This is a genomic window from Pseudomonas sp. MDV22-iso1, from assembly GCF_058145095.1.
Window position 1 is genome coordinate 1 of the sequence record NZ_JBYVMF010000023.1, and the last position, 26,334, is coordinate 26,334.

Here is a 26,334-nt window from a genome sequence, read left to right on the forward strand (position 1 = left end):
GCACCGCACGCGATGGTGATGAACAGGAACGGGAACAGACCGCCCTTCCACACCGGCCCGGTGCCGTCGATGAACTGGGTCAGGGCTGGCATTTTCAGGTCTGGCATGGTCACCAGGATGCCGATTGCCAGGGCAATGATGGTGCCGATTTTCAAGAAGGTCGACAGGTAGTCACGGGGCGCCAGGATCAGCCACACCGGCAGCACAGCGGCCACAAAACCATAACCGATCAGCATCCAGGTGATCTGGATCCCGGTAAAGGTGAAGGCTTTGGCCCACACCGGATCAGCGGCGATCTGCCCGCCGAGCCAGATCGAGCCCAGCAGCAACAGCACGCCAATGACGGAAATTTCACCGATGCGGCCCGGGCGGATGTAGCGCATGTAAATGCCCATGAACATCGCAATCGGGATGGTCGCCATCACGGTGAAAATGCCCCAAGGGCTTTCGGCCAGCGCTTTAACCACGATCAACGCCAGCACCGCGAGGATGATGATCATGATCAGGAAGCAGCCAAACAGCGCGATGGTGCCAGGAATACGGCCCATTTCCTCACGGACCATGTCGCCCAATGAGCGGCCGTTGCGACGAGTGGACAAGAACAGGATCATGAAGTCCTGAACCGCGCCCGCCAGCACCACACCGGCAATCAGCCACAGCGTGCCGGGCAGGTAACCCATCTGCGCCGCCAACACCGGACCGACCAGAGGCCCCGCGCCAGCGATGGCAGCGAAGTGGTGACCGAAGAGAATGTGTTTGTTGGTTGGAACATAGTCCAGACCATCATTGTTGAGTACGGCGGGGGTGGCCCGTCGCGGGTCGAGTTGCATCACATTGTTAGCGATGAACAGACTGTAGTAGCGGTACGCCACCAGATAGATGGCCACTGCCGCGACCACAATCCACAAGGCGTTGATCGCCTCGCCTCGGCGCAATGCCACTACGCCCAGGGCGCACGCTCCTACGATTGCCAGCAGCAGCCAGGGTAGATGGCGTAGCAGGCTATTATTATTTTTCATTTTATGATTCCAGCCAGGGTGGACAAGAAAGACAGCCACCCCGAGTTTAGCTCTCCTGACGGCAAAGACCATACCCCGACATTGGTCTAGAGGCCTGTCCGTGCTGGCGGCCTAAGACAATGCGGGTCTATAGTCAGCGAACATTTCGAGGATTGCCCCATGAGCGACCACGCTGCCGATCGCCGCCGCTTCAAACGAATCGCGTTCGATGCAAAAACCGAGCTGGGCCAAGGGGAAATGATCTGGCCCGTGAAGCTGATCGATCTTTCACTGAAAGGGTTGTTGATCGAACGACCAGTGCCGTGGCTTGGGGATCAAGCGAAGGATTTCTTCGTGAATATTCATCTGACCGATGACATCGACATCGCCATGGACGTACAGCTGACCCACCAAGAAAACGGTCAGCTTGGTTTCGTCTGCCGACACATCAGCCTTGAATCCATTGAACGCCTTCGGCGGTTGATCGAGTTCAACCTGGGAGATCCGCAGGAGCTGGAGCGGGAGTTGGGGGCACTGATCGAAGTTTGACCGCTTCCTGTAGGAGCTGCCGCAGGCTGCGATCTTTTGATCTTGTTCCTGAACAACAAGATCAAAAGATCGCAGCCTGCGGCAGCTCCTACAGGGAGATTGTATTCACTCAAATAGAGCGTCGAGGGCCTGCTCCAGACGCGTCACGGCAATGATCTGCAATCCGGCCGGCGCTTCCTTCGGCGCATTGCCCTTGGGCACGATGGCGCGCTTGAACCCGTGCTTGGCTGCTTCCTTCAAGCGTTCCTGACCGCTGGGTACCGGCCGCACTTCACCTGACAAGCCCACTTCACCGAACACCAGCAGATCGTGGGGCAACGGCCGATTACGCAAACTGGACATGACCGCCGCCATCAGCGCCAGGTCGGAAGCAGTCTCCAACACCTTCACGCCGCCCACCACGTTGAGGAACACATCCTGATCGTGGGTCGGAATGCCGCCGTGACGGTGCAGCACCGCCAACAACATTGCCAGGCGGTTCTGATCCAGCCCCAACGTGACCCGGCGCGGGTTGGCGAGATGACTGTCATCCACCAGGGCCTGGACTTCCACCAGCATCGGCCGGGTCCCCTCCCACGTGGCCATGACCACACTGCCAGGTACTTCTTCCTGCGCGCGCGTCAGAAAAATCGCCGAAGGGTTGGAGACTTCTTTAAGCCCCTTGTCGGTCATGCCGAACACACCCAGTTCGTTAACCGCCCCAAAACGGTTTTTCACCGCACGCAGCAAGCGCAACCGCCCATCCGACTCGCCTTCGAAATACAGTACGGTGTCCACCATGTGCTCCAGCACACGAGGGCCGGCAAGCGCGCCTTCCTTGGTGACATGACCGACCAGAAAAATGGCCGTGCCACTCTGCTTGGCATAGCGCACCAGCAATGCCGCACTTTCCCGGACCTGGGAGACACCGCCGGGAGCCGATTGCAGCTGTTCAGTGAAGATGGTCTGGATGGAGTCGATCACCATGACTTTGGGCTTTTCGACCCGCGCCGTGGCGATGATTGTTTCGATGCAGGTTTCAGTCATCACCCGCAGCTGATCCTGAGGCAGTCCCAGGCGCCGGGCCCGCATCGCCACCTGCTGCTGGGACTCCTCGCCGGTCACGTACAGCGCAGGCATGGTTTTGGCGAGGTTGCATAAGGTTTGCAACAGAATGGTCGATTTGCCGATGCCCGGATCACCGCCGATCAACACCACCGAGCCGTCCACCAGACCACCGCCCAGCACCCGATCGAGTTCGCTGGAGGCCGTGGAGAAGCGCGGGATTTCTTCAACGCTGACTTCGGCCAACGTCCTGATCTGCGCCTGCTGGCCAGTCCACCCGGTGCGACCGCTGGGAGGCGCGGCGCCGCCACTCTCGACCATGGTTTCGGTCAGGGTGTTCCAGGCACCACACTCGCCACACTGGCCGGCCCACTTGGGGAAGGTCGAGCCGCACTCGGTGCAGCCGTACATGCGCTTGGCCTTGGCCATTTTAACTCCCGACAAAAAAACGCGATGATAGCGCAGTTGAGCCGGATCAGTTGCCAATGGGTTTGAGCACTTGCCTGATCGAACGACGAGGTTTTATTCACGCAGTGGCTATTAAGAAAAACCTGTACAAACTAATAAACAGATCGGCACTGTACTCAACAATTAATACACAAACCCTGTACAGCTCTTTATCGAACAAAACAACCTTGTACAACTTCAATTAACATCGATATTAGAATGCCACCAATCGTCATTATTGATACACATCTGACATGCCGACTATCACAGCATTTGCTAATCGTTATCAAACTTACCCTGTGAAAGTACGACTTTAATCCAAGCCATTCGACTTCCTTCCGGCAGCTGTTTTTCCGCCGGATAATAATGGCATCAGTCCTCCCAACTCCTCGCAGGCGAGCATCACATCATTCCGCGAAACGATCGCAGATCGCACAGCGGTGATGGCCTTTTATAAACTTTTTCCGGCTAGCCCGGTCGATAGCAGGTAAGCTCTGTAAGCAGTTGTTTCGGGCAGAACGCACTCTGCTGATTTACACTGCCTTCACCAACCTCATCTGTAACAAGGAAAAAACCTATGGGCGTGATCAGTGAGTTCAAGGCCTTCGCGGTCAAAGGGAACGTGATCGACATGGCAGTCGGTATCATTATCGGCGCCGCGTTCGGCAAAATCGTGTCATCGTTCGTCGGCGACGTCATCATGCCGCCAATCGGTTTGCTGATTGGCGGAGTGGATTTCAGTGATCTGGCGATTACGCTCAAGGCAGCGAACGGCGATATCCCTGCGGTGGTGATGGCTTACGGTAAATTCATCCAGACCATCATTGACTTCGTCATCGTCGCTTTCGCGATCTTCATGGGCGTCAAAGCCATCAATCGTCTGAAGCGCGAGGAAGCCGCGGCGCCAACACTGCCGCCGGTTCCGACCAAGGAAGAAGTGCTGCTGGGCGAGATTCGCGATCTGCTCAAAGCCCGGAACGATCGACCCGGAACGCAGGATTGAAAACAGAAACGGCGCCTTCCCGGCGCCGTTTTTTTTCACCAGTACGTTTCTACTGCCACCTGTCCGGGCCGTCGACTGAGGCTCAGGTTCATGTCGCGCAGCTTCAATACCTTTCGGGTGTCATCGATCATCTGCGGATTGCCGCAAAGCATGACCCGCGAATGCTCCGGCGTAAGCGCCACACCCGCTGCGCGCTCCAGTTCACCGTTCTCGATGAGCGTGGTGATTCGCCCGTTCAACGCTCCGGGGTAAGACTCGCGGGTGACGGTGGGGACAAACTGCAGCTTGTGAGCGAATTCAACCAGGTAGTCACGCCGAGCAAGCCCCTCAATCAAATCCCGATAAGCCAGCTCCCGGGCTTCGCGCACGCTGTAAACCAGGATGATGCGCTCGAATTTCTCCCATACTTCGAAGTCCTGCAGGATCGACAAAAACGGTGCCAGGCCGGTGCCGGTGGCGAGCAGCCAGAGATCACGCCCATCAACGAACCGATCAAGGGTCAGGTAACCGAAGGCTTGGCGGTCGACCAGCAGCGTATCGCCAACTTCAAGCCGACTCAGCTCACTGGTGAACTCGCCACCCGGCACAACAATCGAAAAAAATTCGAGAAACTCGTCATGAGGTGACGAAACCATCGAATACGCGCGCCATACGGTGCTGCCGTCCGCCTTGGTGACCCCCAGCCGAGCGAATTGGCCTGCACGAAAACGAAAGCCGGGATCCCTCGTAGTCCGTAATGTGAACAGACTCGGAGTCAACGAATGGACGTCGAGCAGGGTTTGGCGAGTGAATTTTTCTGCACTGGCGGTCATGGGGCGCTCCGATCAACAGGTACCCCAGTGTCCCGCAAAGCACAAAAATTAAACACCGACGGTTTGTAATGACTTTAACTTATTCGGCCTGTATTAACCGACTAGTTCAAACTTCTCACAGAGTAAAATTAAAGATGACATTCAATAAATCAAACTCACTCCATACTGTATTAGAACCGAATCTTCACTTCTAAAGCACTAACAACAGCCAAATAATAACTACCCATCTGAAGGAAATATCCTACACTTTTCGGGGTGCAGGATCTTGGATCCACTACGCACCCCCTCGTGTACCCGCAGCCGTAACTGGAGCTTCACTATGGACCAGTGGAAAGAAACACAAATGAAACAGTTGTCTGCTACGACGGACATTCAAAACGCGTACCAGATTTCGCTGACTTTTGCCAAGAATACCGGTTTCAAATTTTGTGCCTTTTCAACTGGTTACTTGGACAAAATAACGACTTCCAGCGTGATTCAGTTCGACAACTATCCAGGCGAATTGAACGCGAAGTATAAGCAAAAAGTCCTGGGTGCACTTAACCCGATAGTGGCGCATTGCAATCAATCGATGTTTCCGATTCTCTGGTCGCAGGAGCTGTTTTCCGAAGCCACCTGGATCTGGGACGCACTCGAGCAGCATGGTTCGCAGTACGGGTGGTCTCAATCGTTCCACGATGAAAGAAGTGGTCTGTGCAGCATCTTGAGCCTGGCCCGAAGCCATCAACCGATCACGACGTATGAGCTTTACGATAATCTGGGTTTTTCGGTGTTCATCGGGCGCCATCTGCACGCGCTGGCCGTAGAAACGTTGCCCAAACAGGTCGCCGATCACGAAGTACCGCACTTGTCGGAACGTGAAATCGATGTCTTGAAGCTGGCAGCAGCGGGCAAGACGGCGGGAGAAAGCGCCAAAATTCTCAACGTCACCCCGCGCACCGTCAATTTCCATGTGCAAAGCGCAATTATGAAATTCGGCGTCAATAACAAAATTTCAGCAGTGATTGCGGCTGCCAAGGTCGGAATCCTCACCAACACCTTGGGCCGCTGACAAAACCTGCGAGTAATTCAATAGAAAAAATCGTACCATTTGCAGCCTTTCCGAGTGTTGACCTGTAAACCTCTACAGCGCAGTACACTCGGCCGGATTCGCCCGCAACAATGCCCCTGGCGGCGAGAATTCGTTGATTACCAAGAGCCCCTCGCCCATGCCTTTGCTTGAAACCCCCTTTGCCCAACTCGATCTGATCCGCCAGCCCGAGCAGCCGAACGAGCCGCTACAAGCATTCGATGCTGCAGACGAGTATCTGCTTAACTACCTGGCCGAACAGCAACCCACCGTGCAAACCCGGGTGCTGGTGCTCAACGACAGCTTCGGAGCATTGGCCGCAAGCCTGGTCGGCAAAACTCAAGTCACCAGCAGCGGCGACTCGTTCCTGGCGTTTCAGGGGCTGGAAAAGAACCTGCTGCGTAACGACCATGCATTTGATGCCGTGCCGAGGGTGCCCGCCAACCAGCCATTCACCGGGCCGTTTGACCGGGTACTGATCAGGGTGCCAAAGACCCTGGCCTTGCTCGAAGAGCAACTGATACGCCTTCAGGGACAATTGGCACCGGGCGCACAAGTGGTCGCCGCCGCCATGATCAAGCACCTGCCCCGCGCAGCCGGCGACCTGCTTGAGCGTTACATCGGCCCGGTCCATGCCTCGCTGGCCGTCAAGAAGGCACGTCTACTGATCGCGACCGCTGAAGCCAGGGTCGCAGCGGTATCGCCCTACCCGACCCGTTATCAGCTCGACACTCCCGCTATCGAACTGCTCAACCACGCCAACGTGTTCTGCCGTGAAGGCCTGGATATCGGCACCCGAGCGTTCCTGCCGCATCTGCCAATGAACCTGGGCGCCGCTCGTGTCGCGGATCTTGGCTGTGGCAACGGCGTTCTTGCCATTGCCAGCGCCCTGCAAAATCCTGACGCGCAGTACACGCTGGTCGACGAGTCGTTCATGGCGGTGCAATCGGCTGCAGAAAATTGGCGTGCAGCGCTGGGTGACAGGGATGTGATCGTGCGGGCCGGTGATGGCCTGGCCGAACAGGAATCACAATCGCTGGACGTGGTGCTGTGCAATCCACCGTTCCACCAACAGCAAGTCGTGGGCGATTTCCTCGCCTGGCGCATGTTCCAGCAAGCCCGGGAGGCGCTCGTGGTGGGCGGTGCGCTGTACATCGTGGGCAACCGTCATCTGGGTTATCACAGCAAACTGGCCCGGCTGTTCCGTGGCGTCGAGCAAGTGGCGGCCACGCCCAAGTTCGTGATCCTCAAAGCCCGCAAGTAAATCGCAGGCAAAAAAAACCTCCATACGCTGGAGGTTTTTTATTGAGGGGCTGCAGCACCTCAATGTGTGCTCAGCCCTGCTGCGTTCATGAACATGCGCATCAGGCTCGCGACGATAAACAGCGCGCCCACGCTACCCACCCAGATCATCGCCAGCCATCCGAGTCGCTGCCACAGAGGCTTTTTCTCTGCGGCTTCAATTTCCTCCAATGAATGCTTACCAGTCATGGCTTTAAACCCTCCTCTTCAAGGTTGACGGCGTCTGTCTCGACGCCATCGCGAGCAAGCTTTGCGCCCACAGGCCGTGCGCTAGTGGTAGCCATCTTCATGGGTGACCTTGCCGCGGAACACGTAGTAGCTCCAGAAGGTGTAGCCCAGGATGAATGGGATGATAAACAGTGTGCCCACCAGCATGAAGCCTTGGCTTTGCGGCGGTGCGGCGGCGTCCCAGATCGAAATCGACGGCGGCACGATGTTCGGCCACAGGCTGATGCCCAGACCGCTGTAGCCCAGTAAGATCAACACCAGGGTCAACAGGAATGGCGTGTAGTTCGCATTGCGCGCCACGGCCCGGATCAAACCGTACATGGTGACCAGCACCAGGATCGGCACCGGCAGGAACCAGAACAGATTCGGTAAGGTGAACCAGCGCGAGGCGATCTCAGGATGAGCCAGCGGCGTCCACAGGCTGACAATACCGATCACCGCCAACACCACGAACGCCAATGGCCGCGCGAGGTTGTGCATCTGTTCCTGCAATTTGCCTTCGGTTTTCATGATCAGCCAGGTGCAACCCAGCAGCGCATACGCCACCACCAAAGCAACACCACAGAACAGAGTGAACGGCGTCAGCCAGTCCAGCGAACCACCGGCGAATTGACGGTTGACCACCGGTAGCCCATCAATGAATGCGCCCAGTGCCACACCCTGGAAAAACGTTGCAGCCACCGAACCACCAATGAACGCTTTGTCCCACAGGTGACGCTTGTCGTCTTTGGCCTTGAAACGGAACTCGAAAGCCACGCCGCGAAAAATCAGCCCGATCAGCATGAAGATCAGCGGCAGATACAGCGCCGACAGCACGACCGAATAGGCCAGCGGGAAGGCGCCGAACAATGCCGCGCCCCCGAGTACCAACCAGGTTTCGTTGCCGTCCCAGACGGGCGCGACGGTGTTCATCATCACGTCCCGATCCGTCTTGCCCTTGATGAACGGGAAGAGAATCCCGATACCCAGGTCGAAACCGTCCATGACCACGTACATCATGATGCCGAAGATGATGATCACGGCCCAGATCAGCGGAAGATCAATACCCATGATTCAAATCTCCTTGGTCAGGCTGTGGTCGGCGTCAGCGTCAGCATCGTCGTCCGCTGCGGACAGCGGACGGGCGGGTGTACGTTTCTTGCCAGGACCGCCATCGTTGGTTTCCTTGCCTTCGTCGATCTTCGGTCCTTTGCGCACCAGACGCATCATGTAGCCCAGACCGGCACCGAACAGCGCGAAATACACCACGACGAACATGATCAGGGTGATGCTCATCTGCAGGAAGCTATGGTTGGAGGACGCATCCGCCGTTCGCATCAAGCCGTAAACCACCCAGGGCTGGCGACCGATTTCAGTCGTGAACCACCCGGCGAGGATTGCGATCAGCCCCGAAGGCCCCATCCACAATGCCAGGTAAAGGAACGGACGCGAGGTGTACAGCTTGTCGCTCTTGCGCAGCCACAGGCTCCACAGACCGGTGAAGATCATCAGGAAACCCAGGCCAACCATGACCCGGAACGACCAGAACACGATGGTCGAATTGGGCCTGTCTTCAGGCGGGAAATCCTTCAGCGCCGGGACCTGTTTGTCCAGCGAGTGCGTGAGAATCAAGCTGCCGAGGTACGGAATTTCGACGGCGTACTTGGTTTTTTCGGCCTTCATGTCTGGCCAGCCAAAGAGGATCAACGGGGTCGGTTCATCACCGACGTTTTCCCAGTGCCCTTCAATTGCAGCGATTTTCGCTGGCTGATGTTCGAGCGTATTAAGGCCGTGGAAGTCGCCTATGACCGCCTGAATCGGCGCAACAATCAATGCCATCCACATGGCCATCGAGAGCATGGTACGGATCGCCGGATTGTCCTTGCCGCGGAGCAAATGCCAGGCCGCCGAGGAGCCGACGAAGAAGGCGGTCGCGACGAACGCAGCGGTTGCCATGTGCGCCAGGCGGTACGGGAACGACGGATTGAAAATCACCGCCAGCCAGTCAACCGGAATCACCTGCCCATTGATGATTTCGTAACCTTGCGGGGTTTGCATCCAGCTGTTGGAGGCGAGAATCCAGAAGGTCGAGATCAGGGTGCCGATGGCAACCATGACCGTCGAGAAGAAGTGCAGGTTGCGCCCGACCTTGTTCCAGCCGAACAACATGACGCCCAGGAAGCCGGCTTCCAGGAAGAATGCAGTCAGGACTTCATAGGTGAGTAACGGACCTGTCACGGCACCGGCGAAGTCCGAGAAACGGCTCCAGTTCGTGCCGAACTGATAAGCCATCACCAGGCCGGATACCACACCCATGCCGAAGTTGACGGCAAAGATCTTCGACCAGAAGTGGTACAGGTCGCGGTAGGTATCGTTATTGGTTTTCAGCCACAGGCCTTCGAGCACCGCCAGGTAACTCGCCAGGCCAATGGTGATGGCCGGGAACAGAATGTGGAATGAGATGGTGAACGCGAACTGAATTCGGGCGAGATCAAGCGCCTCCAAACCGAACATAAGTCTTCCTCTGTCAGGTAATACCGGCTGTAGGCCTGCGGCCTGCACCCACTGCCCCCACGGATATGGAGTGTGGCGAATTCAAATTCGTTCTTTTTTTACAATCATCACAGCGTAGGGAGTCTGGCCATCTGGCCGCCGGATCATTTCCACAAAAGGTTTTGATCTGGATCAAGCATGGTTGAAAGAGTAGTCCCATTTTTGAGGGGGACCCGTGTGGTCTTTTGCCGCGTGACAGGTTGCCTCATGGCTCTGCACGGTCCCTTGTAGCAGCTGGCGAAGCCTGCGTTCGGCTGCGCAGCAGTCGTGAATTCAGGTTGGACGGTATGACTGATACATCGAGAGCGCCCATTTACGACTGCTTCGCAGCCGAACGCAGGCTTCGCCAGCTGCTACACAGGGCGAGCGCGAGATCGGTGTCTTGCTAACTAAATTTGCCGTGGTCGCAACTTCCAGTTACAGGTTGGTGATAATCTCGGGACTACCCCGCTCAAGATTCGCCTCAGATGCCCAGCCAAGCGCCCCTGCTGTTACGTCATCACCGCCCTTTCATCGCGTTCTGGCTGGCCCGTGTATTCACGGCCAGCGGCTTTCAGATGCTCACCGTCGCCATCGGCTGGAATCTGTATCAACTGACTGGAAATGTGCTCGATCTCGGTCTCGTGGGCCTGGTGGAATTTGCGCCAAGGGTGCTGTTCATGTTGCACACCGGTCATGTGGCGGACCGTTATGACCGACGCAAAGTTGCGGCGATCTGTCAGTCACTGCAAGCGCTGATCGCGCTGTCACTGGCTATCGGCAGCGCCACCGATCATGTCACCCGGGAGATGATCTTCATCCTCGCGTTCCTGCTGGGGGCCGCGCGTTCCTTTGAAATGCCGACCACTCAAGCGTTGCTGCCCAGCATTGTGCCCAGCGCCCTGTTTCCCCGGGCGGTTGCCGCCGCACAGTCTGCCCAGCAATCGGCCACCATCGTCGCCCCGGCCCTCGGCGGTTTGCTCTACGCCTTCGGCAGCGTCTGGGTCTATGGTCCGACGGTCATTCTCTACCTCATTGCCTGCGCACTGATGCTCAACCTGCCGGCACGCCAGACACCGTTGAACAAGGGTAAAGCCACGCTGGACTCGCTGTTGGCCGGCATCCGTTTCATTCGCAGTCGCCCGGATATCCTCGGGGCGATTTCTCTGGATCTGTTCGCGGTTTTACTGGGGGGCGCGACGGCGTTGCTGCCGGTGTTCGCCAAAGACATTCTGCTGACGGGGCCGTGGGGGCTGGGCCTGTTGCGTTCTGCACCCGCTGTGGGCGCATTGATGATGTCGCTTTGGCTCGCACGGTTCTCCGTGGACCGCAAGGTCGGGCGAGTCATGTTCACTGCCGTGGGCGTGTTCGGTGTCGCGACGATCGCGTTCGGCCTGTCGACTTCATTCTGGTTTTCCCTCGCGGTACTGGTGGTGCTGGGCGCGGCGGACATGATCAGCATGGTGATTCGCGCCTCCTTCGTGCAACTGGAGACCCCGGACGAAATGCGTGGCCGGGTGAGCGCCGTGAACGGACTGTTCATCGGCGCTTCGAACCAGTTAGGCGAATTTGAATCCGGCCTGACCGCTCACTGGTTCGGCACCGTACCGGCCGTTGTGATGGGCGGTATTGGCACCCTCGTGGTGACCGGCGTCTGGATCAAACTATTCCCGACCCTGGCCAACCGCGATCGCATGCATGTGCCTGTCGAAGAAGCCAAGGTCTAAAGCAGTTTGTCGAGGGTGACGGGAAAGTCCCGCACCCGCTTGCCGGTGGCGTGATAGATCGCGTTGGCCACCGCCGCGGCCACGCCAACGATGCCGATCTCACCCACGCCTTTCGAACCGAGGGCGTTGACGATCTCGTCGTGTTCTTCGACGAACAGCACTTCAATGTCACCGATATCGGCATTCACCGGGATGTGATACTCGGCCAGGCTGTGGTTCATGTGACGGCCCAGCGCATGATCGGTTTGCGTCTCTTCGTGCAGCGCCATTCCGATTCCCCACACCACGCCGCCGAGAATCTGGCTGCGCGCCATTTTCGGGTTAACCACCCTGCCTGCCGCGATGGCGCTGACCACGCGATTGACCTTCACCGTTCCCAGGTCCTCATCGACAAACACCTCGACGAACACTGCCGAGTGAGTCGCCGTCGCATACGCCTCGCGTTTTTTGTCCGGCTCGGCATCCACCTGGACCTCCAGCGTGGCTTCGCCACTGTCCTGGACAAGTTCAGCCAGTGACACCTTCGCCTCACCGAACACTAACTGTCCGTCTTCGAAAACCGCCTGCTCCGTCGTCACTGCACTGAACGCCGGGTGCGTCTGCCGCGCCACGGCGAGCAGTTTTTCCTTCAACGCCTCGCAAGACTGTTGCACAGCAGTACCCACCGACGAGACGGTGAACGAACCACCCTGCAACGGCGCCGTGGGCAATGAGGAGTCGCCGAGGATAAACGTGACGTCCTTCACCGAAACGCCTGACGCTTGCGCGGCAATTTGCGTCATCACGGTGTAGGTTCCGGTGCCAATGTCCGTCGTCGCGCTGCTGACGGTTAAATGGCCCGTGTGGTCCAGGCTGGCCTTGGCACTGGCTTTCTGCTGCATCGCCTCCCAGACACCGCCGGCCATCCCCCAGCCCACCAATTGGCGGCCATGGCGCATGCTGCGTGGTTCGGGGTTACGCGCATCCCAACCAAAACGCTCGGCACCCTGTGCATAACAGGCGCGTAATTCCTTACTGGAATACGGCTTGTCTTCGTTCTGATTGCGTTCCGAATAGTTGATCAAACGCAGCTGCACCGGGTCGATCGCCAGCGCGCACGCCAGCTCGTCCATGGCGCACTCGAGACCGATCAGTCCGAGCGCGGCCCCGGGTGCTCGCATGTCCAGCGGGGTGAACACGTCGAGAGGGACTAACTTGTAAGTCAGTTGCACGTTGTCGCAGTGGTAGAGCATGCCGCTCCACTCCACGACATGTTCGGTAAAGTCCTCGAAGTGCGAGGTCTGGCCAATTGCAGTGTGCGCGACCGCCAGCAAGCGCCCGTTGGCTGCCGCGCCCAATTGCAGTCGTTGCAACGTGCGAGGCCGATAACCGAAGGTGAACATCTGCTGACGGGTCAACGTCACGCGCACCGAGCGCTTCAGTTTGAGCGCGGCCATGACGGCGAGTGGCAGTTGATATTGAGGGCGCAAGCCCGAGCCGAACGCACCGCCGACATAGGCCGCGAAAATCCTGACCTGCTCTTTCTCGAGGCCGAAGACTTTTTGCACGTAGGACTGACAGTTTTGCGGCCCTTGAGTCTTGTCATGAATGTGCAGGCTGCCATCGGACTGGTACAGCACCGTGCTGGCGTGCGGCTCCATCGGATTGTGATGTTCAATCGGGGTGCTGTAATTCAGATCCAGGCTGATAGCCGCACCGGCGAACTCGGCCTGAAAATTCCCACGGGGCTTGGGCAGTTCGGCGGGCGCGGGATGCGCTTCTTCCTGCGTCGACAACAGATCGGTCTGATGGGCTTCGCTTTCGTATTCGATCACCACCAGGAAACCGGCATGGCGCGCCAGTTCAAGGTTGTCCGCCACCACCAGCGCAAGTGGCTGGCCACTGTAGAGCACCCGGTCGTTGTACAGCGGACGAAACGGTGAGCCTTCGGCGGAGTCGGCGTCGTCGTAATCCTTGTCGTAACTGGCGATCTTCGGCCGGCTCACATGATCGATCACCGCGATGACACCGGGCAGTGCCAGTGCTTTCGAGGCATCAATGCTGATCACCCGACCACGGGCGATGCGGCTGGAAACAACACTGCCATGCAGCAGGCCTTCCTCTGGATACTCACCGGCGTAACGCGCTTGCCCCGTGACTTTGAGTTTGCCGTCAACACGGTCCAGCGGTTGGCCCATGGGTTGAGTAAAAGTAGTCATCAGGCTTGCCCTCCCAGCGCGGCATCGCTCAGGGCGCGGACGATTGCCCGACGCGCCAGTTTGACCTTGAAAGCGTTGTGTTCCAGGGGTTCTGCGTGTTGCAGCAAGGCATCGGCGGCGGCGCTGAAGGTCTCGCGGCTGACGGCTTTGCCCACCAGAAAACTTTCCACGGCCTTGTCGCGCCAGGGTTTGTGCGCCACGCCACCGAGTACCAGACGCGCCTCGCGGATGATCGGCCCGGTCATATCGAGTGCCGCAGCCACCGAGACCAGTGCAAAGGCATAGGACGCACGATCGCGGATCTTCAGGTAATGGCTGTACTGGGCAAAACCGGCCGCTGGCAACTCGATGGCGGTGATTAACTCGTCATCGGCCAACTGGTTGTCACGCTCCGGCGACTCGCCTGGCAGGCGGTGGAAGTCGGCGAACTCGATGACTCGCGAGCCTGCGCGTCCTTGAACGTGGACCAGCGCCTCCAGTGCGGCCAGCGCGACACACATGTCCGAAGGATGAGTGGCGACGCACTGCACGCTGGCGCCGAAGATGGCATGAATGCGGTTCAATCCGTCCTTCGCCGGGCAACCGCTGCCGGGTTCGCGTTTGTTGCACGGCACGCTGGCGTCGTAGAAGTAGTAGCAGCGCGTGCGTTGCAACAGGTTGCCGCCCGTGCTGGCCATGTTGCGCAGCTGCGGCGAGGCGCCCGCCAGTATGGCCTGGGACAACAGCGGGTAACGCTGTTCGATCAGGGGATGCCAGGCCAGGTCGGCATTGCTGACCAGGGCGCCGATCATCAACCCGCCCGTCTCGGTTTCGCGGACCTCTCGCAGGGGCAGCCCGGTGATATCGATCAGGTGCTCAGGACGGGTGACGTTTTCCTTCATCAAGTCCAGCAGATTGGTACCGCCGGCAATGAACCGTGACGCGGGACCGGCGAGATGAACGGCGTCCTGCACCGAATCGGGCTTGCTGTAATGAAAGGGGTTCATTGGCCACCTCCTTGCCCGTCTTGCTGGCGACAGGCGGGAAGCGCCTCTTCGATGGCATCGCGAATGTTGCTGTACGCGCCACAGCGGCAGAGATTGCCACTCATCAGTTCCTGGATTTGTTCCGTGGTCTGCGCCCGACCTTCGTTGGCCATTCCCACGGCAGAGCAGATCTGCCCCGGCGTGCAGTAACCGCACTGGAAAGCGTCGTGCTTGATGAAGGCCTGCTGCATCGGATGCAGTTGATCGCCGTCGGCCAAACCTTCGATGGTGGTCAGTTCGGCACCGTCGCACATGACGGCCAGCGTCAGGCAGGCATTCACGCGCTTGCCGTTGAGCAACACCGTACAGGCGCCGCACTGGCCGTGGTCGCAGCCCTTTTTCGTGCCAATCAGGTCCAGCTGTTCACGCAGCAAATCCAGCAGCGTGGTCCAGGGCAGCACATCAAGCTCACGCCTTTGACCATTGAGGGTGATGCGCAACGGATATCGGGCAAAGGCCGGCTGCGCTGCGTCGGGAGTGGTCGCGCTCATATACACCTCACGGTTGATCGTACGTTCGCGGCGTTTTGGCAAACCGCCGTCATAAGGGGTACGACTTCAGGGGGTGCGGAGCGTTCAAGGAAGTTGATCTGTGGCGCGTGCTCGACTGCACAGCCTGATCAGGCCAGCGGGAGCAAGCTCCCTCGCCACAGGATCGGTTCTAAATGACTAACTCCACGGCCACAGATGCACGCGTGGCTTTGCCGCAGAGTTGTTCCACAAGCGCCAGGGCAAATGGTAGCGCAGCGCCCGAACCTTGCGCGGTGATGCAATTACCGTCGATCACTACCGGTTGATCGACGAAGTTGCAGCCTGACAATTGGTGGCTGGCCGAAGGCAGGCAGGTCATGCGTCGCTGACGCAGGACACCAAAGGCCTGCAATGCCACCGCAGGGGCCTCGGCAATACCGGCAAACAGTCGGCCGGCAGACGCCTGGTCCTTGATCAGTTGTTGCAACGGTTGATGCGCCGCCAGGTGCTGCGCCCCGACTGAGCCGCCGGGCAGCGCGATCAGGTCAAACGTCTGGGCGAGCAAGTCAACGAGCATGGCATCGGCCGTCAGGCGAGTGCCGCGCGCACAGGTGAGCATGCGCCGTCCCTCGATGCTGGCCACCACCACTTCGACTTTGGCGCGGCGCAGCACATCGATCAGGGTCACGGTTTGCAGATCGTCGATGCCCTCGGCGAGGGTAATCAGGGCTCTAAAGGTCATGAAGGGCGTTCCACAGAATGATCTCTAAAGCGTAGTCAGCTTTCTCGAGCCCTGTTCTGGCTGGCCGTTACTTGATGTAAAGCTGGGTCGACATCGTGTTGCCCGGTGCATTGATCGAGGTGTTGCTGAAGGTGAAAGTACCCTCCTGCTTGCCGGCCAGATCAAACACGTACAGATAGCCGACCGTTTTTTTTCCGACGGTGCATTCCGTCAGGTTGCCGTTATCAAACGCGCAGATGGGGGTTCGGGTGCCGTTCACTTCGAAACCATCCAGACCGACTTGAGCCGTACGCCCGTAGCCGACTTCCAGCACATACACCTTGATACTCGGCCCACTGTGATTGCAGCGCGTCTGTTCCTGCCCCTGTGCAATGTCTTCAAAGCCGCAGGCCGGCGATTCGACCTTGAGTACCTTCACCTGGCTCAAGGGGGGCGCCGATGCCGCCGACACCGTTTGTGCCCCAAGGAACACGGCCAAAGCCGTTCCAGACACTCTAAACAGATGCTTTTTCATGCAGCCCTCATGTCACCGCAAATTCAGCGCGCAGTATGGCTCACTTGGCTTTAACGCAAAACATCGACGACGATCGCAGCCATAAGCAGCCACAGCCCCACGCTGCTGGTATGATGCGCGGCTTTTTCCGACCCACAGAAAATTACCAGGCGCCTGCAGCGGTCTGTGCTTTGCTGTTGAGGTCGATACATTCACGGCGCCGGGCGCGCCACGGGGAGCAGACATGCTGGAAAGGCTGTTTCAACTCAAGGCACACAACACCAACGTGCGGACCGAGATTCTTGCGGGCGTAACGACCTTTTTGGCCATGGCCTACATTCTGTTCGTCAACCCGAGCATCCTCGGCGAGACCGGCATGGACAAGGGTGCGGTGTTTGTCGCAACGTGTCTGGCAGCGGCCATTGGCTCGACGGTCATGGGCCTGATCGCCAACTACCCGATCGCGCTGGCACCGGGCATGGGCCTGAACGCCTTCTTCACCTACACCGTGGTCCTGCACATGGGCCACACCTGGCAAGTGGCGCTGGGCGCGGTGTTCATCTCGGCAGTGCTGTTCTTCCTGCTGTCGATCTTCCGCATTCGTGAATGGATCATCAACAGTATCCCGCTGCCGCTGCGTTCGGCGATTGCGGCCGGTATCGGCCTGTTCCTGGCACTGATTGCCCTGCACAACGCCGGCATCGTGGTCAGCAACCCGGCAACAATGGTCGGCCTCGGCGACTTGAAGCAACCGGCTCCGATCCTCGCGACCCTCGGCTTTGCGCTGATCGTGGCCCTCGAAGCCATGAAGATACGCGGCGCTGTGCTGATCGGCATTCTGGTGGTGACCATCGCCTCCATTGCGCTGGGCTTTACCCCGTTCGGTGGCGTGATGTCGATGCCGCCGTCCCTGGCCCCGACGTTCCTGCAACTCGATATCAAAGGCGCGCTGGACATCGGTCTGGTCAGCGTGATTTTTGCCTTCCTGTTCGTAGATCTGTTCGACAACTCCGGCACATTGATTGGCGTTGCCAAGCGTGCCGGGCTGATGGGCAAGGACGGCCACATGCCGAAAATGGGTCGCGCGCTCATCGCCGACAGCACGGCGGCCATGGCCGGTTCGCTGCTGGGCACATCGACGACGACCAGCTACATCGAATCCGCCGCCGGCGTGAGCGCGGGGGGCCGCACAGGCCTGACCGCGGTGGTGGTGGCGATCCTGTTCCTGCTGGCGCTGTTCTTCTCGCCACTGGCCGCCAGCGTTCCGGCGTTCGCGACTGCACCGGCCCTGCTGTTCGTCGCGGTATTGATGACATCCGGCCTGGCCGAAATAGACTGGGACGACATCACCGTTGCCGCGCCGGTCGTTGTCACCGCCCTGGCAATGCCATTCACGTACTCCATCGCCAACGGCATCGCCTTCGGTTTCATTTCCTGGACCGTGATCAAGCTGCTGTCCGGCCGCGCCCGTGAGTTGAATCCGGCGCTGGTGATTCTGTCGATTCTGTTCGTGATCAAGTTGGGTTGGTTCAACGCATGACTTTTGATTCCCAGGCTTACGCCACTCAGCTCGAAGAAAAGGTCACGCGCCTGCGCGACCTGCTGGCCCCGTTCGACGCGCCCGAGCCGACCGTGTTCGACTCGCCTTTGAAGAACTTTCGCCTGCGTGCGGAATTTCGCCTGTGGCGCGAAGGCGGCGAGCGTCACTACGCGATGTTTTCCCAGGAAGACAAACGCACGCCGATCCTGATCGAAGAGTTCCCGATCGCCAGCCTGCGCATCAACCAGTTGATGCCGCAGCTCAAGGCGGCGTGGAAGGCCAGTGCGGCACTGAGCCACAAACTGTTTCAGGTGGAGTTCCTGACCACCCTGGCCGGCGACGCGATGATCACCCTGTGTTATCACCGCCCGCTGGACGAGCATTGGCACACCGCCGCGTCGAAACTGGCAGCCGACCTTAACGTCAGCGTGATCGGTCGCTCCAAGGGCAGACGCGAAGTCATCGGTCACGATTATGTGGTCGAGAAGCTTGAAGTGGGCGGTCGCACCTTCAGCTATCGCCAACCGGAAGGCGCGTTCACTCAGCCCAACGGCACCGTGAATCAGAAGATGCTCAACTGGGCGTACGACTCACTGGGCGATCGTGCGGATGATTTGTTGGAGCTGTATTGCGGCAACGGCAACTTCACCCTGCCCCTCGCCACCCGCGTGCGCAAAGTGCTGGCCACCGAAATCAGCAAGGCTTCGGTCAATGCGGCCTTGAGCAACCTCAGCGAAAACGCTGTGGATAACGTCACCCTGGTGCGTTTGTCCGCCGAAGAACTGACCCAAGCGCTGAACGAAGTGCGTCCGTTCCGTCGTCTGCAAGGCATTGATCTGAAGCGCTACGAATTCGGCAGCGTCTTCGTCGATCCGCCTCGCGCCGGCATGGACCCGGACACCTGCGAACTGACCCGGCGCTTTGACAACATCCTCTACATTTCCTGTAATCCGGAAACACTGGCGGCCAACATCGCCCAGTTGCACGACACGCACCGCATCACCCGCTGCGCGATGTTCGACCAGTTCCCGTGGACGCATCACATGGAATCCGGAGTGATGCTGACCCGTCGCTGATTGCAGCAGCCATAAACAGAAAAGCCGTCTTCACGACGGCTTTTTTGTGGGTGCTCAGTGGGGGACATCGGCTTTGCGCGGCCGGCCACCCTTACGACCATTCGCCCGCGCAGCTTCGGACTTTGCCGCACTGCTCTGACTACCATTGCGCGAGGCGATAACCGAGGCAGCCATATGCATCAGCGACTCGCTCGACGAAATCATCCCCGCGATAGAGACGTGCCGATCCTTGCCTTCATGGCATAACGCACTTCCGGAAAAGCCGACTTTCAACTCGGCGAAGTCCTCGGTGTCGAAATCATCAAACTCCGGATAGTTCCGAACGGGCAGCAGCACGCCACTGCCATCAACGAAACTGAGCGCCAGGCACGGATTCATAAAGGTCACCGACGCCACTTGCAAACCACTTTTATGGCGTAGCTGCCCACGCTGGACGGCGTCATCCAGCACAGCGTCGGTAACAGGCTGATCGGGCAGCATTCCTGCCTTTAACGTTTTCATAGCTGAATCTCCACGCCCTCCGGGATGCCCATGAGCGCCAGCAGGGTCTTGTTCGTCTCGGGCTCATAGCAAGCCGAATGGATCATGCAAGTCGTACTCGCGATCTTTTGTACCACCACGACTTCGTTTGTCTGCCAATTCCATATCTGCCGGTTGAGGCAGACCGTGCGCAGCTTTTCCCACCAAATTGCCCGGGCTCTGCGCAGGTGGGCGGGTTGTCTGAGTGCATGACGCAGGCCTTCCAGCACTGCTGAAGGCGGCCGTTTTGCGTGTGCAACCACGTCCCGCAGTTCGACACTGTTGTGCCAAAAGCTGAATTTAAAACGCGCACTCCAACTTCCACCATCCACATGCGCGTGTGCCGGGCAATGCTCATCGCGCAGCATGATCACCACCGAAATCCCTTTGTAGCGGAACAATTTCATAGTAACCCATCCGTTAGGTTATTGAGCTGATTGGCTGGACAATCCTTGAAAAACCGATAGCCGGCTCCCATCGTCAGACGAGAGTCCTGGTTTCAGCCTAGTGCTTGAACTCGTTCCGGACGCAGCAGCCACCCTGCAAATGAGTAAGCAATGCTTTCACCGCACCCTATGAAATCGTCCGATCACCGCACACAAACGTCTGCGATCCCGCCTCTTCAATTGACCAAACTAACCATCTAGTACAATTTATCTCCACAGGCTGAAAAATCGGCCAATGCTAAAAATAATAAGTGGAGAGACCCCATGCCCCCTATCGTTCTGGTGCTGAACGGCCCGAACCTGAACCTGCTTGGTACCCGTGAACCGGCCACTTACGGGCACGAAACCCTGGCGGATATCTCAGCGCTGTGTGGACGTACCGCTGAAGAATTCGGCCTCACCGTGGAATTTCGCCAGACCAATCATGAAGGCGAGCTGCTCGACTGGATTCATGCCGCTCGCAAGCGTTGCGCCGGCATCGTCATCAATCCGGCCGCCTGGACACACACCTCGGTTGCGATTCGTGATGCATTGGTTGCCAGTGAGCTGCCGGTTATTGAAGTGCACCTGTCCAACGTTCACGCCCGTGAGCCTTTTCGCCACCACTCGTTCGTATCGGCTGTGGCGACAGCGGTAATGGCCGGTTTTGGCAGCCATGGTTATCGCCTGGCGCTGGAGCATTTCAGTCTGCGTTTGAAGGGGTGAGCAGCATGGACCAGCACAACGTGGTACTGGCCGGCCTGATCGGCGCTGGCATTCAGGCGTCACGCACTCCGGCGCTGCACGAGCATGAAGGCGATGCGCAGGGCATGCGGTATCTCTATCGCCTGATCGATCTCGACCAGTTGAAACTCGATAGCGCTGCCCTGCCCGAGCTGCTGATGGCAGCCGAGTGCATGAACTTCACCGGCCTCAACATCACATTTCCCTGCAAGCAGACAATTATCCCGTTACTCGACGAATTGTCTCCGGAGGCCCGTGGCATTGGGGCGGTCAATACGGTGGTGCTTAGAGACGGTAAACGAATCGGCCACAACACCGATTGCCTGGGTTTTGCCGAAGGATTTCGGCGTGGCTTGCAGGACGTTTCCGTTGAACACGTCGTACAAATGGGCGCGGGGGGTGCCGGCGCGGCGGTCGCCCATGCGCTATTGAGCGAAGGCGTACAACGGCTGAGCATTTTCGATATGGAAATCAGCCGCGCGGAAGCCTTGGCGCAGAATCTCAACCAACACTTCGGCGCCCGTCGTGCGGTGGCCGGGCATGATTTGCCGAGTGCGCTGGCTCAGGCGAACGGGCTGGTCAATACCACGCCCATGGGCATGAAGAAACTGCCGGGCATGCCTGTTCCCGTGGAACTGCTTCGCAAGGAGCTATGGGTGGCAGAGATCGTCTACTTTCCGCTGGAAACCGAACTGCTGCGCAACGCCCGCGCCTTGGGCTGCCGGACGCTGGATGGCGGCAACATGGCGGTGTTTCAAGCGGTAAAGGCGTTTGAGCTGTTCAGCGGCGTGGTGCCGGATGCGCAGCGAATGCTCGCGCATTTTCAAAGCATGAACGGGTAAAGATCAAAAAATCGCAGCCGGCGGCAATGCCTGCAGGCTGCGATCTCAAGGGTGAGATCAAGCCTGCAGATAGCGCAAAACCGACTCGCAGATCATTTCCCGATGACGCTGCTTGATGCGCTCGTTCGGCAAATCGATCTGGAACATTTCACTGAGCGTGTGGCGGTTCGATACGCGATAGAAGCAGAACGAGCTCATCAGCAAATGCACATCCAGCGGATCGAGGCCGGGGCGGAACACACCTTCGTCTGCACCCCGTCGCAGGGTCACGCCCAATGCGTCGAGAACGGTGTTGTTCATTGCCTTGATGGCATCTGAACGCTTCACGTACTCGGCGTTGTGGATATTCTCGATGCTGACGATACGCACGAAGTCGACGTTGCGGTCATGGTGATCGAAGGTAAATTCCACCAGGCGGCGAATCGCGTCCACGGGCGCCAGCTCGGACAGGTTCAAACGGTTTTCAGTGTTGCGGATGTCACCGTACAGCTTTTCCAGAACCTCGACGTAGAGCTGCTCTTTACTGCCGAAGTAGTAATAGATCATGCGCTTCGAGGTGTGGATCCGGTCAGCGATCGCGTCGACGCGAGCGCCGGAAAGCCCCTGCTGGACGAACTCGACAATGGCCTCTTGAAGAATATTCTCGCGGGTCTTTTCCGGATTGTTCTTGCGACTCTTGCGCGGCCCCGCCACGGGTTCGTCGGGCACTACGGAGAGTTCTTGAGATATTGTCATTGCGGGCTCACGGCCATCACTGAACAGGCTGGCGATTATGAGCCGCGCCGCACGGCGAAGGAAGCTGTGCGGTAGCGGTTTAACCTCGCGCTTACCAATTTCCTACAACTTTGCCTGACGGACGGCGCCAATACGTGATTTGGCCATCGCCGCCAGCCGTACCGCTACGTTGGCAGCACCGTAACCTGCGTAGCCGTCCTTACGCTGGATGATTTCAAAGAAGAAACGCCCTTCGAACGGCTCGGTGTAGACGTGAAACAGCTCGCCGCCCTGGGAATCCCGGTCGTAAAGCACATTGTAATAGGCCAGTTCGCTGAGGAATTCGTCGTCAAAATCGAAGCGCGCCGCAAGGTCGTCGTAATAATTGAGCGGGATGTCCAGCAGCGGTACGCCCGCCTCTTTGGCGCGACTGACTTCAGCGAAGATGTCGTCACAATCGAAGGCGATGTGATGCACGCCCGAGCCGCGATAGCTCGACAGTGCGTGTGAAATCGCGGTGTTACGGTTCTCGGAGATGTTCAACGGCAAGCGGATCGAACTGTCACGACTGCGCAGGGCCCGGCTCTTCACCAGACCATACGGGTCAGGAAGCACCACTTCATCGTCGGCTTCGAAGTCCAGCAGGCTTTTGTAAAAAAGCACCCAGCTGTCGAGGCTGTCGGCGGGCAATGCAATGGCCATATGGTCGATGCGTTTGAGGCCGCCGCGAGCCACCGCATCGGGGCGCACATTGAAATCGGTCCCGTAGACATCGGCGTCCTGATCCACCAGATAGATCAGGCTGCCATCCGGTGCGCGCACGGCGGCCAGCTCCAGCTCGTTCGGGCCTACCAGCCCGCGATAGGGTTGACCTTTATAGGCGACGGCGCGGGCCAGCGCACTGCTGCTGTCCTTGACCCGCACGGCCATGGCGCACAGTGAAGGACCGTGAGCTTCGAAAAAGCTGTTGGCGAAGGAGTAAGGCTCGCAATTGAGGATCAGGTTGATATCACCCTGTCGCAGCAAGCTCACGCTCTTGGAGCGATGTTGCCCCGCCTTCACGAACCCCAGGCGTTCCAGCCAGTTGGAAAGCTTCGCGCCCAGGCTTTCGTCCACCGCGAATTCGAGAAACTCGATCCCGTTGTACTCGCTGGCCTTGGGGGTCTCGAACAGAATCTCGGGATTAACCGCTGGCTTGGCTTCCTGCGCCAGCCGTTCACGGGTTTTCTCTTCCAGGTACAGCAGCGAACGCAACCCGTCAGCGGCGTTGGCTCGAGGCGGTGCGGCGCGGAAGCCATCGTTGAAGATCTCAAGCGACAGCGGTCCGGTGTAACCGCTCTTGATGATGGGTGCGAGGAAACCGGCCAGATCGAATTCGCCCTGCCCCGGGAAACAGCGGAAGTGCCGGCTCCACTCCAGCACGTCCATGGCCAGGATCGGAGCGTCAGCCATTTGGACGAAGAAAATCTTGTCGCCGGGAATATCGGCGATTGCGCTGGGATCGCCCTTGAGCGACAGGGTGTGAAAACTGTCCAGCAGCACGCCGAGACTCGGGTGATCAGCCTGGCGGACGATGTTCCACACCTGTTGCCACGTGTTGACATGCCGGCCCCACGCCAGCGCTTCATAACCGATACGCAGGCCACGCGCCCCGGCGTGCTCGGCGAGCAGACGCAAATCGTCGACCAGAATCTGTTCGTCACCGATGGCATCGGCAGAGGCGTTGCTGCACACCAGCACGAGGTCAGTGCCCAGTTCCTGCATCAGGTCAAACTTGCGTTCGGCCCGTTCCAGGTTGCGTGGCAAGCGATCGCGGCGGCAGCCCTCGAAATCCCGGAAAGGCTGAAACAGGGTGATCGCGATCCCGAGATCGGCGCACATCTGTTTGATTTCCCGTGGACTACCGTCGAAGTAGAGCAGGTCATTTTCGAAAATCTCCACCCCGTCAAAGCCGGCGGCGGCAATGGCTTCGAGTTTTTCCGGCAGGGTACCGCTCAAGGAAACGGTGGCAATGGAACGCTGCATATTCAGACTCCCGGTGGTGGAGACAATCTTGTTATCGACATCGCGGTAACCGCATTTGTAGCAGCTGGCGAAGCCTGCGTCCGGCTGCGAAGCAGTCGTGAAATCAGCCGAAGCGCTGTATCAGGAAAACCTTACATTCAGCTTTTACGACTGCTTCGCAGTCGGACGGGGATAAATCCCCTCACCACAGGCTTCGCCAGCTGCTACAGAGGTTGCATTGAGCAACGAGTGATGATTTGACGCTGGATGAATTATTGGCCGAGCACCTCCACACAGCAATCCAAAGTGTACTACCCGGTTAGTTTTTCGTTCGATTATCGAACACTATGGCCGTTGGTGAATTGACGATTTTTTGTCCACTGCGCAACATCAACTGCACATTGAGTCCGGTCATGAACCACCGGGTTCGGTAACCAACGACACAGCACACCCTATAAAAACAATCGGTGGCCTACATGATTCCTTCTCAGAGCTCTTCCATGGAGCGTCCCTCCATGACCCCTGCCAGCAGTGGTGTCGGCGACAAGATCCGCGGTGCCATGGCGGTCGGCAAGACCCGCTGGGGCATGCTGGCGCTGGTGTTTTTCGCCACCACCCTGAACTACATCGACCGTGCAGCACTGGGCGTGATGCAGCCGATCCTGGCCAAGGAAATGAGCTGGACGGCGATGGATTACGCCAACATCAATTTCTGGTTCCAGGTCGGTTACGCCATCGGCTTCGTGCTGCAAGGTCGATTGATCGACAAAGTCGGTGTGAAGCGCGTGTTCTTCTGCGCGGTGTTGCTCTGGAGCCTGGCCACCGGCGCTCATGGTCTGGCCACTTCGGCGGTCGGCTTCATGGTCTGCCGGTTCATTCTCGGACTGACCGAAGCCGCTAACTACCCGGCCTGTGTCAAAACCACGCGGCTGTGGTTTCCGGCCGGCGAACGCGCTGTGGCCACGGGGATTTTCAACGCAGGTACCAACGTCGGCGCGATGTTCACCCCGATGCTGTTGCCGCTGATCCTCCACGTGTGGGGATGGCAGGCCGCGTTCCTGTGCATGTCGGCATTGGGTGGGATCTGGCTGTTGTTCTGGGGTTTGAAGTATTTCAACCCGGAAGATCATCCGAGCGTTAAACAAACGGAACTCGACTACATCCAGAATGAAGTCGAGCCGGAACAAACCCGCGTACCTTTTTCGAAAATCCTGCGCATGCGCGGCACGTGGGCATTTGCCCTCGCTTATTCGATGACCGCACCGGTGTTCTGGTTTTACCTTTACTGGCTGCCGCCCTTCCTCAACCAGCAATACAACCTGGGAATCAACGTCACCCAGATGGGTATCCCGTTGATCATCATCTACGTGACCGCTGACTTCGGCAGCGTGGGTGGCGGGATCCTGTCCTCGTTCCTGATCGGTCGCGGCATGAATTCCATCAAGGCACGCCTGTTGTCCATGTTCCTGTTCGCCTGCTGCATCGTCGGCGTGATCATGGCAGCGGGGTCCAGCAATCTGTGGGTCGCCGTGTTCGCGATCTCGCTGGCCATCGGTGCGCATCAAGCCTGGACCGCGAACATCTGGAGCCTGGTGATGGACTACACGCCCAAGCACATGATGAGCACCGTGTTCGGCTTTGGTGGCATGTGCGCCGCCATTGGCGGGATGTTCATGACCCAGTTGGTGGGCCATATCCTGACAGTGACGAACAACAACTACACCGTGCTGTTTACCATGATCCCGGCGATGTACTTCATCGCGCTGATCTGGATGTACTTCATGGCACCGCGCAAGATTCCTACCGTCACTGACTGATATTCCTTCCTCTTGCGGGCCTGATTCCAGGCTCG

At 58.5% G+C, this 26,334-nt stretch carries 25 protein-coding genes; 10 read left to right on the top strand and 15 right to left on the bottom strand.

Translation table 11 applies throughout. The features are described 5' to 3' along the window. Positions 1–1,019: carbon starvation CstA family protein (locus tag AC3ZVB_RS22420; protein WP_490147769.1), on the bottom strand; the 1,019-nt coding region annotated here is incomplete at its 3' end. A 159-nt stretch (positions 1,020–1,178) separates the two neighbouring features. On the opposite strand from AC3ZVB_RS22420, the gene AC3ZVB_RS22425 reads away from it, so the two are divergent. Next, complete coding sequence (locus AC3ZVB_RS22425; RefSeq protein ID WP_490147770.1) at positions 1,179–1,547, top strand: PilZ domain-containing protein; 369 nt, start codon at positions 1,179–1,181, stop codon at positions 1,545–1,547. 105 nt (positions 1,548–1,652) lie between these two features. Here the strand turns inward: AC3ZVB_RS22425 and radA are convergent, their stop codons facing one another. Continuing rightward, on the bottom strand, positions 1,653–3,020 hold the full coding sequence (gene radA, locus AC3ZVB_RS22430) for a DNA repair protein RadA (protein WP_162439539.1): 1,368 nt from the start codon (positions 3,018–3,020) through the stop codon (positions 1,653–1,655). 595 nt (positions 3,021–3,615) lie between these two features. On the opposite strand from radA, the gene mscL reads away from it, so the two are divergent. Continuing rightward, a complete protein-coding gene (mscL, locus tag AC3ZVB_RS22435; RefSeq protein ID WP_162439540.1) occupies positions 3,616–4,041 on the top strand; it encodes a large-conductance mechanosensitive channel protein MscL in 426 nt (141 codons plus the stop codon). A gap of 35 nt (positions 4,042–4,076) precedes the next feature. On the opposite strand, the gene AC3ZVB_RS22440 is transcribed toward mscL, so the two are convergent. Then, entirely contained in the window at positions 4,077–4,853 is a 777-nt protein-coding gene (locus AC3ZVB_RS22440) for a ferredoxin--NADP reductase (RefSeq protein ID WP_490147771.1), read from the bottom strand. A gap of 319 nt (positions 4,854–5,172) precedes the next feature. On the opposite strand from AC3ZVB_RS22440, the gene AC3ZVB_RS22445 reads away from it, so the two are divergent. Together AC3ZVB_RS22445 and AC3ZVB_RS22450 are read left to right on the top strand one after the other, a co-directional pair. Next, complete coding sequence (locus AC3ZVB_RS22445) at positions 5,173–5,904, top strand: helix-turn-helix transcriptional regulator (protein ID WP_490147772.1); 732 nt, start codon at positions 5,173–5,175, stop codon at positions 5,902–5,904. A gap of 157 nt (positions 5,905–6,061) precedes the next feature. Further along, positions 6,062–7,186, top strand: a complete 1,125-nt coding sequence (locus AC3ZVB_RS22450) for a methyltransferase (RefSeq protein ID WP_490147773.1) — start codon at positions 6,062–6,064, stop codon at positions 7,184–7,186. 59 nt (positions 7,187–7,245) lie between these two features. On the opposite strand, the gene AC3ZVB_RS22455 is transcribed toward AC3ZVB_RS22450, so the two are convergent. From AC3ZVB_RS22455 to AC3ZVB_RS22465, 3 genes are all read right to left on the bottom strand, one after another. Then, entirely contained in the window at positions 7,246–7,413 is a 168-nt protein-coding gene (locus tag AC3ZVB_RS22455) for a DUF2474 domain-containing protein (RefSeq protein ID WP_162439544.1), read from the bottom strand. Between the two features lie 81 nt (positions 7,414–7,494). After that, positions 7,495–8,502: a cytochrome d ubiquinol oxidase subunit II gene (gene cydB / locus AC3ZVB_RS22460; protein ID WP_490147774.1), complete on the bottom strand. Its 1,008-nt coding sequence runs from the start codon at positions 8,500–8,502 to the stop codon at positions 7,495–7,497. A gap of 3 nt (positions 8,503–8,505) precedes the next feature. Then, positions 8,506–9,945 (bottom strand): cytochrome ubiquinol oxidase subunit I, encoded by a 1,440-nt coding sequence (locus AC3ZVB_RS22465; RefSeq protein WP_194692818.1) that lies wholly within the window; start codon positions 9,943–9,945, stop codon positions 8,506–8,508. Positions 9,946–10,451: 506 nt separating this feature from the next. Here AC3ZVB_RS22465 and AC3ZVB_RS22470 point away from each other — a divergent pair. After that, positions 10,452–11,690: an MFS transporter gene (locus AC3ZVB_RS22470; protein ID WP_490147775.1), complete on the top strand. Its 1,239-nt coding sequence runs from the start codon at positions 10,452–10,454 to the stop codon at positions 11,688–11,690. On the opposite strand, the gene AC3ZVB_RS22475 is transcribed toward AC3ZVB_RS22470, so the two are convergent. The 5 genes from AC3ZVB_RS22475 to AC3ZVB_RS22495 all read right to left on the bottom strand — a co-directional run bounded on the left by AC3ZVB_RS22475 (position 11,687) and on the right by AC3ZVB_RS22495 (position 16,639). Continuing rightward, positions 11,687–13,888 carry a xanthine dehydrogenase family protein molybdopterin-binding subunit gene (locus AC3ZVB_RS22475; protein WP_490147776.1) on the bottom strand — a complete coding sequence of 734 codons (2,202 nt, stop codon included), beginning with the start codon at positions 13,886–13,888 and terminating at the stop codon, positions 11,687–11,689. The genes AC3ZVB_RS22470 and AC3ZVB_RS22475 overlap by 4 nt on opposite strands. Further along, entirely contained in the window at positions 13,888–14,874 is a 987-nt protein-coding gene (locus AC3ZVB_RS22480) for an FAD binding domain-containing protein (RefSeq protein ID WP_162439549.1), read from the bottom strand. Before AC3ZVB_RS22480 ends, AC3ZVB_RS22475 begins: the two co-directional genes overlap by 1 nt. Continuing rightward, on the bottom strand, positions 14,871–15,404 hold the full coding sequence (locus tag AC3ZVB_RS22485; RefSeq protein ID WP_490147777.1) for a (2Fe-2S)-binding protein: 534 nt from the start codon (positions 15,402–15,404) through the stop codon (positions 14,871–14,873). Before AC3ZVB_RS22485 ends, AC3ZVB_RS22480 begins: the two co-directional genes overlap by 4 nt. A gap of 169 nt (positions 15,405–15,573) precedes the next feature. Next, the gene (locus AC3ZVB_RS22490) at positions 15,574–16,125 is read right to left on the bottom strand and encodes a DJ-1 family glyoxalase III (RefSeq protein ID WP_490147778.1); all 552 of its coding nucleotides are present in this window, start codon (positions 16,123–16,125) and stop codon (positions 15,574–15,576) included. Positions 16,126–16,192: 67 nt separating this feature from the next. Continuing rightward, the gene (locus AC3ZVB_RS22495; RefSeq protein WP_162439552.1) at positions 16,193–16,639 is read right to left on the bottom strand and encodes a DUF4879 domain-containing protein; all 447 of its coding nucleotides are present in this window, start codon (positions 16,637–16,639) and stop codon (positions 16,193–16,195) included. Between the two features lie 223 nt (positions 16,640–16,862). On the opposite strand from AC3ZVB_RS22495, the gene AC3ZVB_RS22500 reads away from it, so the two are divergent. Together AC3ZVB_RS22500 and trmA are read left to right on the top strand one after the other, a co-directional pair. Continuing rightward, the gene (locus tag AC3ZVB_RS22500) at positions 16,863–18,158 is read left to right on the top strand and encodes an NCS2 family permease (protein ID WP_162439553.1); all 1,296 of its coding nucleotides are present in this window, start codon (positions 16,863–16,865) and stop codon (positions 18,156–18,158) included. Continuing rightward, positions 18,155–19,234: a tRNA (uridine(54)-C5)-methyltransferase TrmA gene (gene trmA / locus AC3ZVB_RS22505; protein WP_490147779.1), complete on the top strand. Its 1,080-nt coding sequence runs from the start codon at positions 18,155–18,157 to the stop codon at positions 19,232–19,234. The genes AC3ZVB_RS22500 and trmA overlap by 4 nt, the downstream gene beginning before the upstream one ends. Positions 19,235–19,288: 54 nt before the next feature. Here the strand turns inward: trmA and AC3ZVB_RS22510 are convergent, their stop codons facing one another. Together AC3ZVB_RS22510 and AC3ZVB_RS22515 are read right to left on the bottom strand one after the other, a co-directional pair. Next, on the bottom strand, positions 19,289–19,735 hold the full coding sequence (locus AC3ZVB_RS22510) for a DUF2442 domain-containing protein (protein ID WP_490147780.1): 447 nt from the start codon (positions 19,733–19,735) through the stop codon (positions 19,289–19,291). Continuing rightward, the gene (locus AC3ZVB_RS22515; protein ID WP_490147781.1) at positions 19,732–20,160 is read right to left on the bottom strand and encodes a DUF4160 domain-containing protein; all 429 of its coding nucleotides are present in this window, start codon (positions 20,158–20,160) and stop codon (positions 19,732–19,734) included. The genes AC3ZVB_RS22510 and AC3ZVB_RS22515 overlap by 4 nt, the downstream gene beginning before the upstream one ends. A 303-nt stretch (positions 20,161–20,463) precedes the next feature. On the opposite strand from AC3ZVB_RS22515, the gene aroQ reads away from it, so the two are divergent. Together aroQ and AC3ZVB_RS22525 are read left to right on the top strand one after the other, a co-directional pair. After that, positions 20,464–20,904, top strand: coding sequence for a type II 3-dehydroquinate dehydratase (gene aroQ / locus AC3ZVB_RS22520; protein ID WP_194692824.1), 441 nt, complete (start codon positions 20,464–20,466; stop codon positions 20,902–20,904). Between the two features lie 5 nt (positions 20,905–20,909). Then, positions 20,910–21,764 (top strand): shikimate dehydrogenase, encoded by an 855-nt coding sequence (locus tag AC3ZVB_RS22525; RefSeq protein ID WP_490147782.1) that lies wholly within the window; start codon positions 20,910–20,912, stop codon positions 21,762–21,764. A gap of 57 nt (positions 21,765–21,821) precedes the next feature. Here the strand turns inward: AC3ZVB_RS22525 and AC3ZVB_RS22530 are convergent, their stop codons facing one another. After that, positions 21,822–22,499 (bottom strand): TetR/AcrR family transcriptional regulator, encoded by a 678-nt coding sequence (locus AC3ZVB_RS22530; RefSeq protein ID WP_162439557.1) that lies wholly within the window; start codon positions 22,497–22,499, stop codon positions 21,822–21,824. A 102-nt stretch (positions 22,500–22,601) separates the two neighbouring features. After that, positions 22,602–24,503 carry a 3-dehydroshikimate dehydratase QuiC gene (gene quiC, locus AC3ZVB_RS22535; protein ID WP_490147783.1) on the bottom strand — a complete coding sequence of 634 codons (1,902 nt, stop codon included), beginning with the start codon at positions 24,501–24,503 and terminating at the stop codon, positions 22,602–22,604. Between the two features lie 479 nt (positions 24,504–24,982). Here quiC and AC3ZVB_RS22540 point away from each other — a divergent pair, with 479 nt between their 5' ends. After that, positions 24,983–26,299 (top strand): MFS transporter, encoded by a 1,317-nt coding sequence (locus AC3ZVB_RS22540; RefSeq protein WP_442966317.1) that lies wholly within the window; start codon positions 24,983–24,985, stop codon positions 26,297–26,299. The last annotated feature ends 35 nt before the right edge of the window (positions 26,300–26,334 follow it).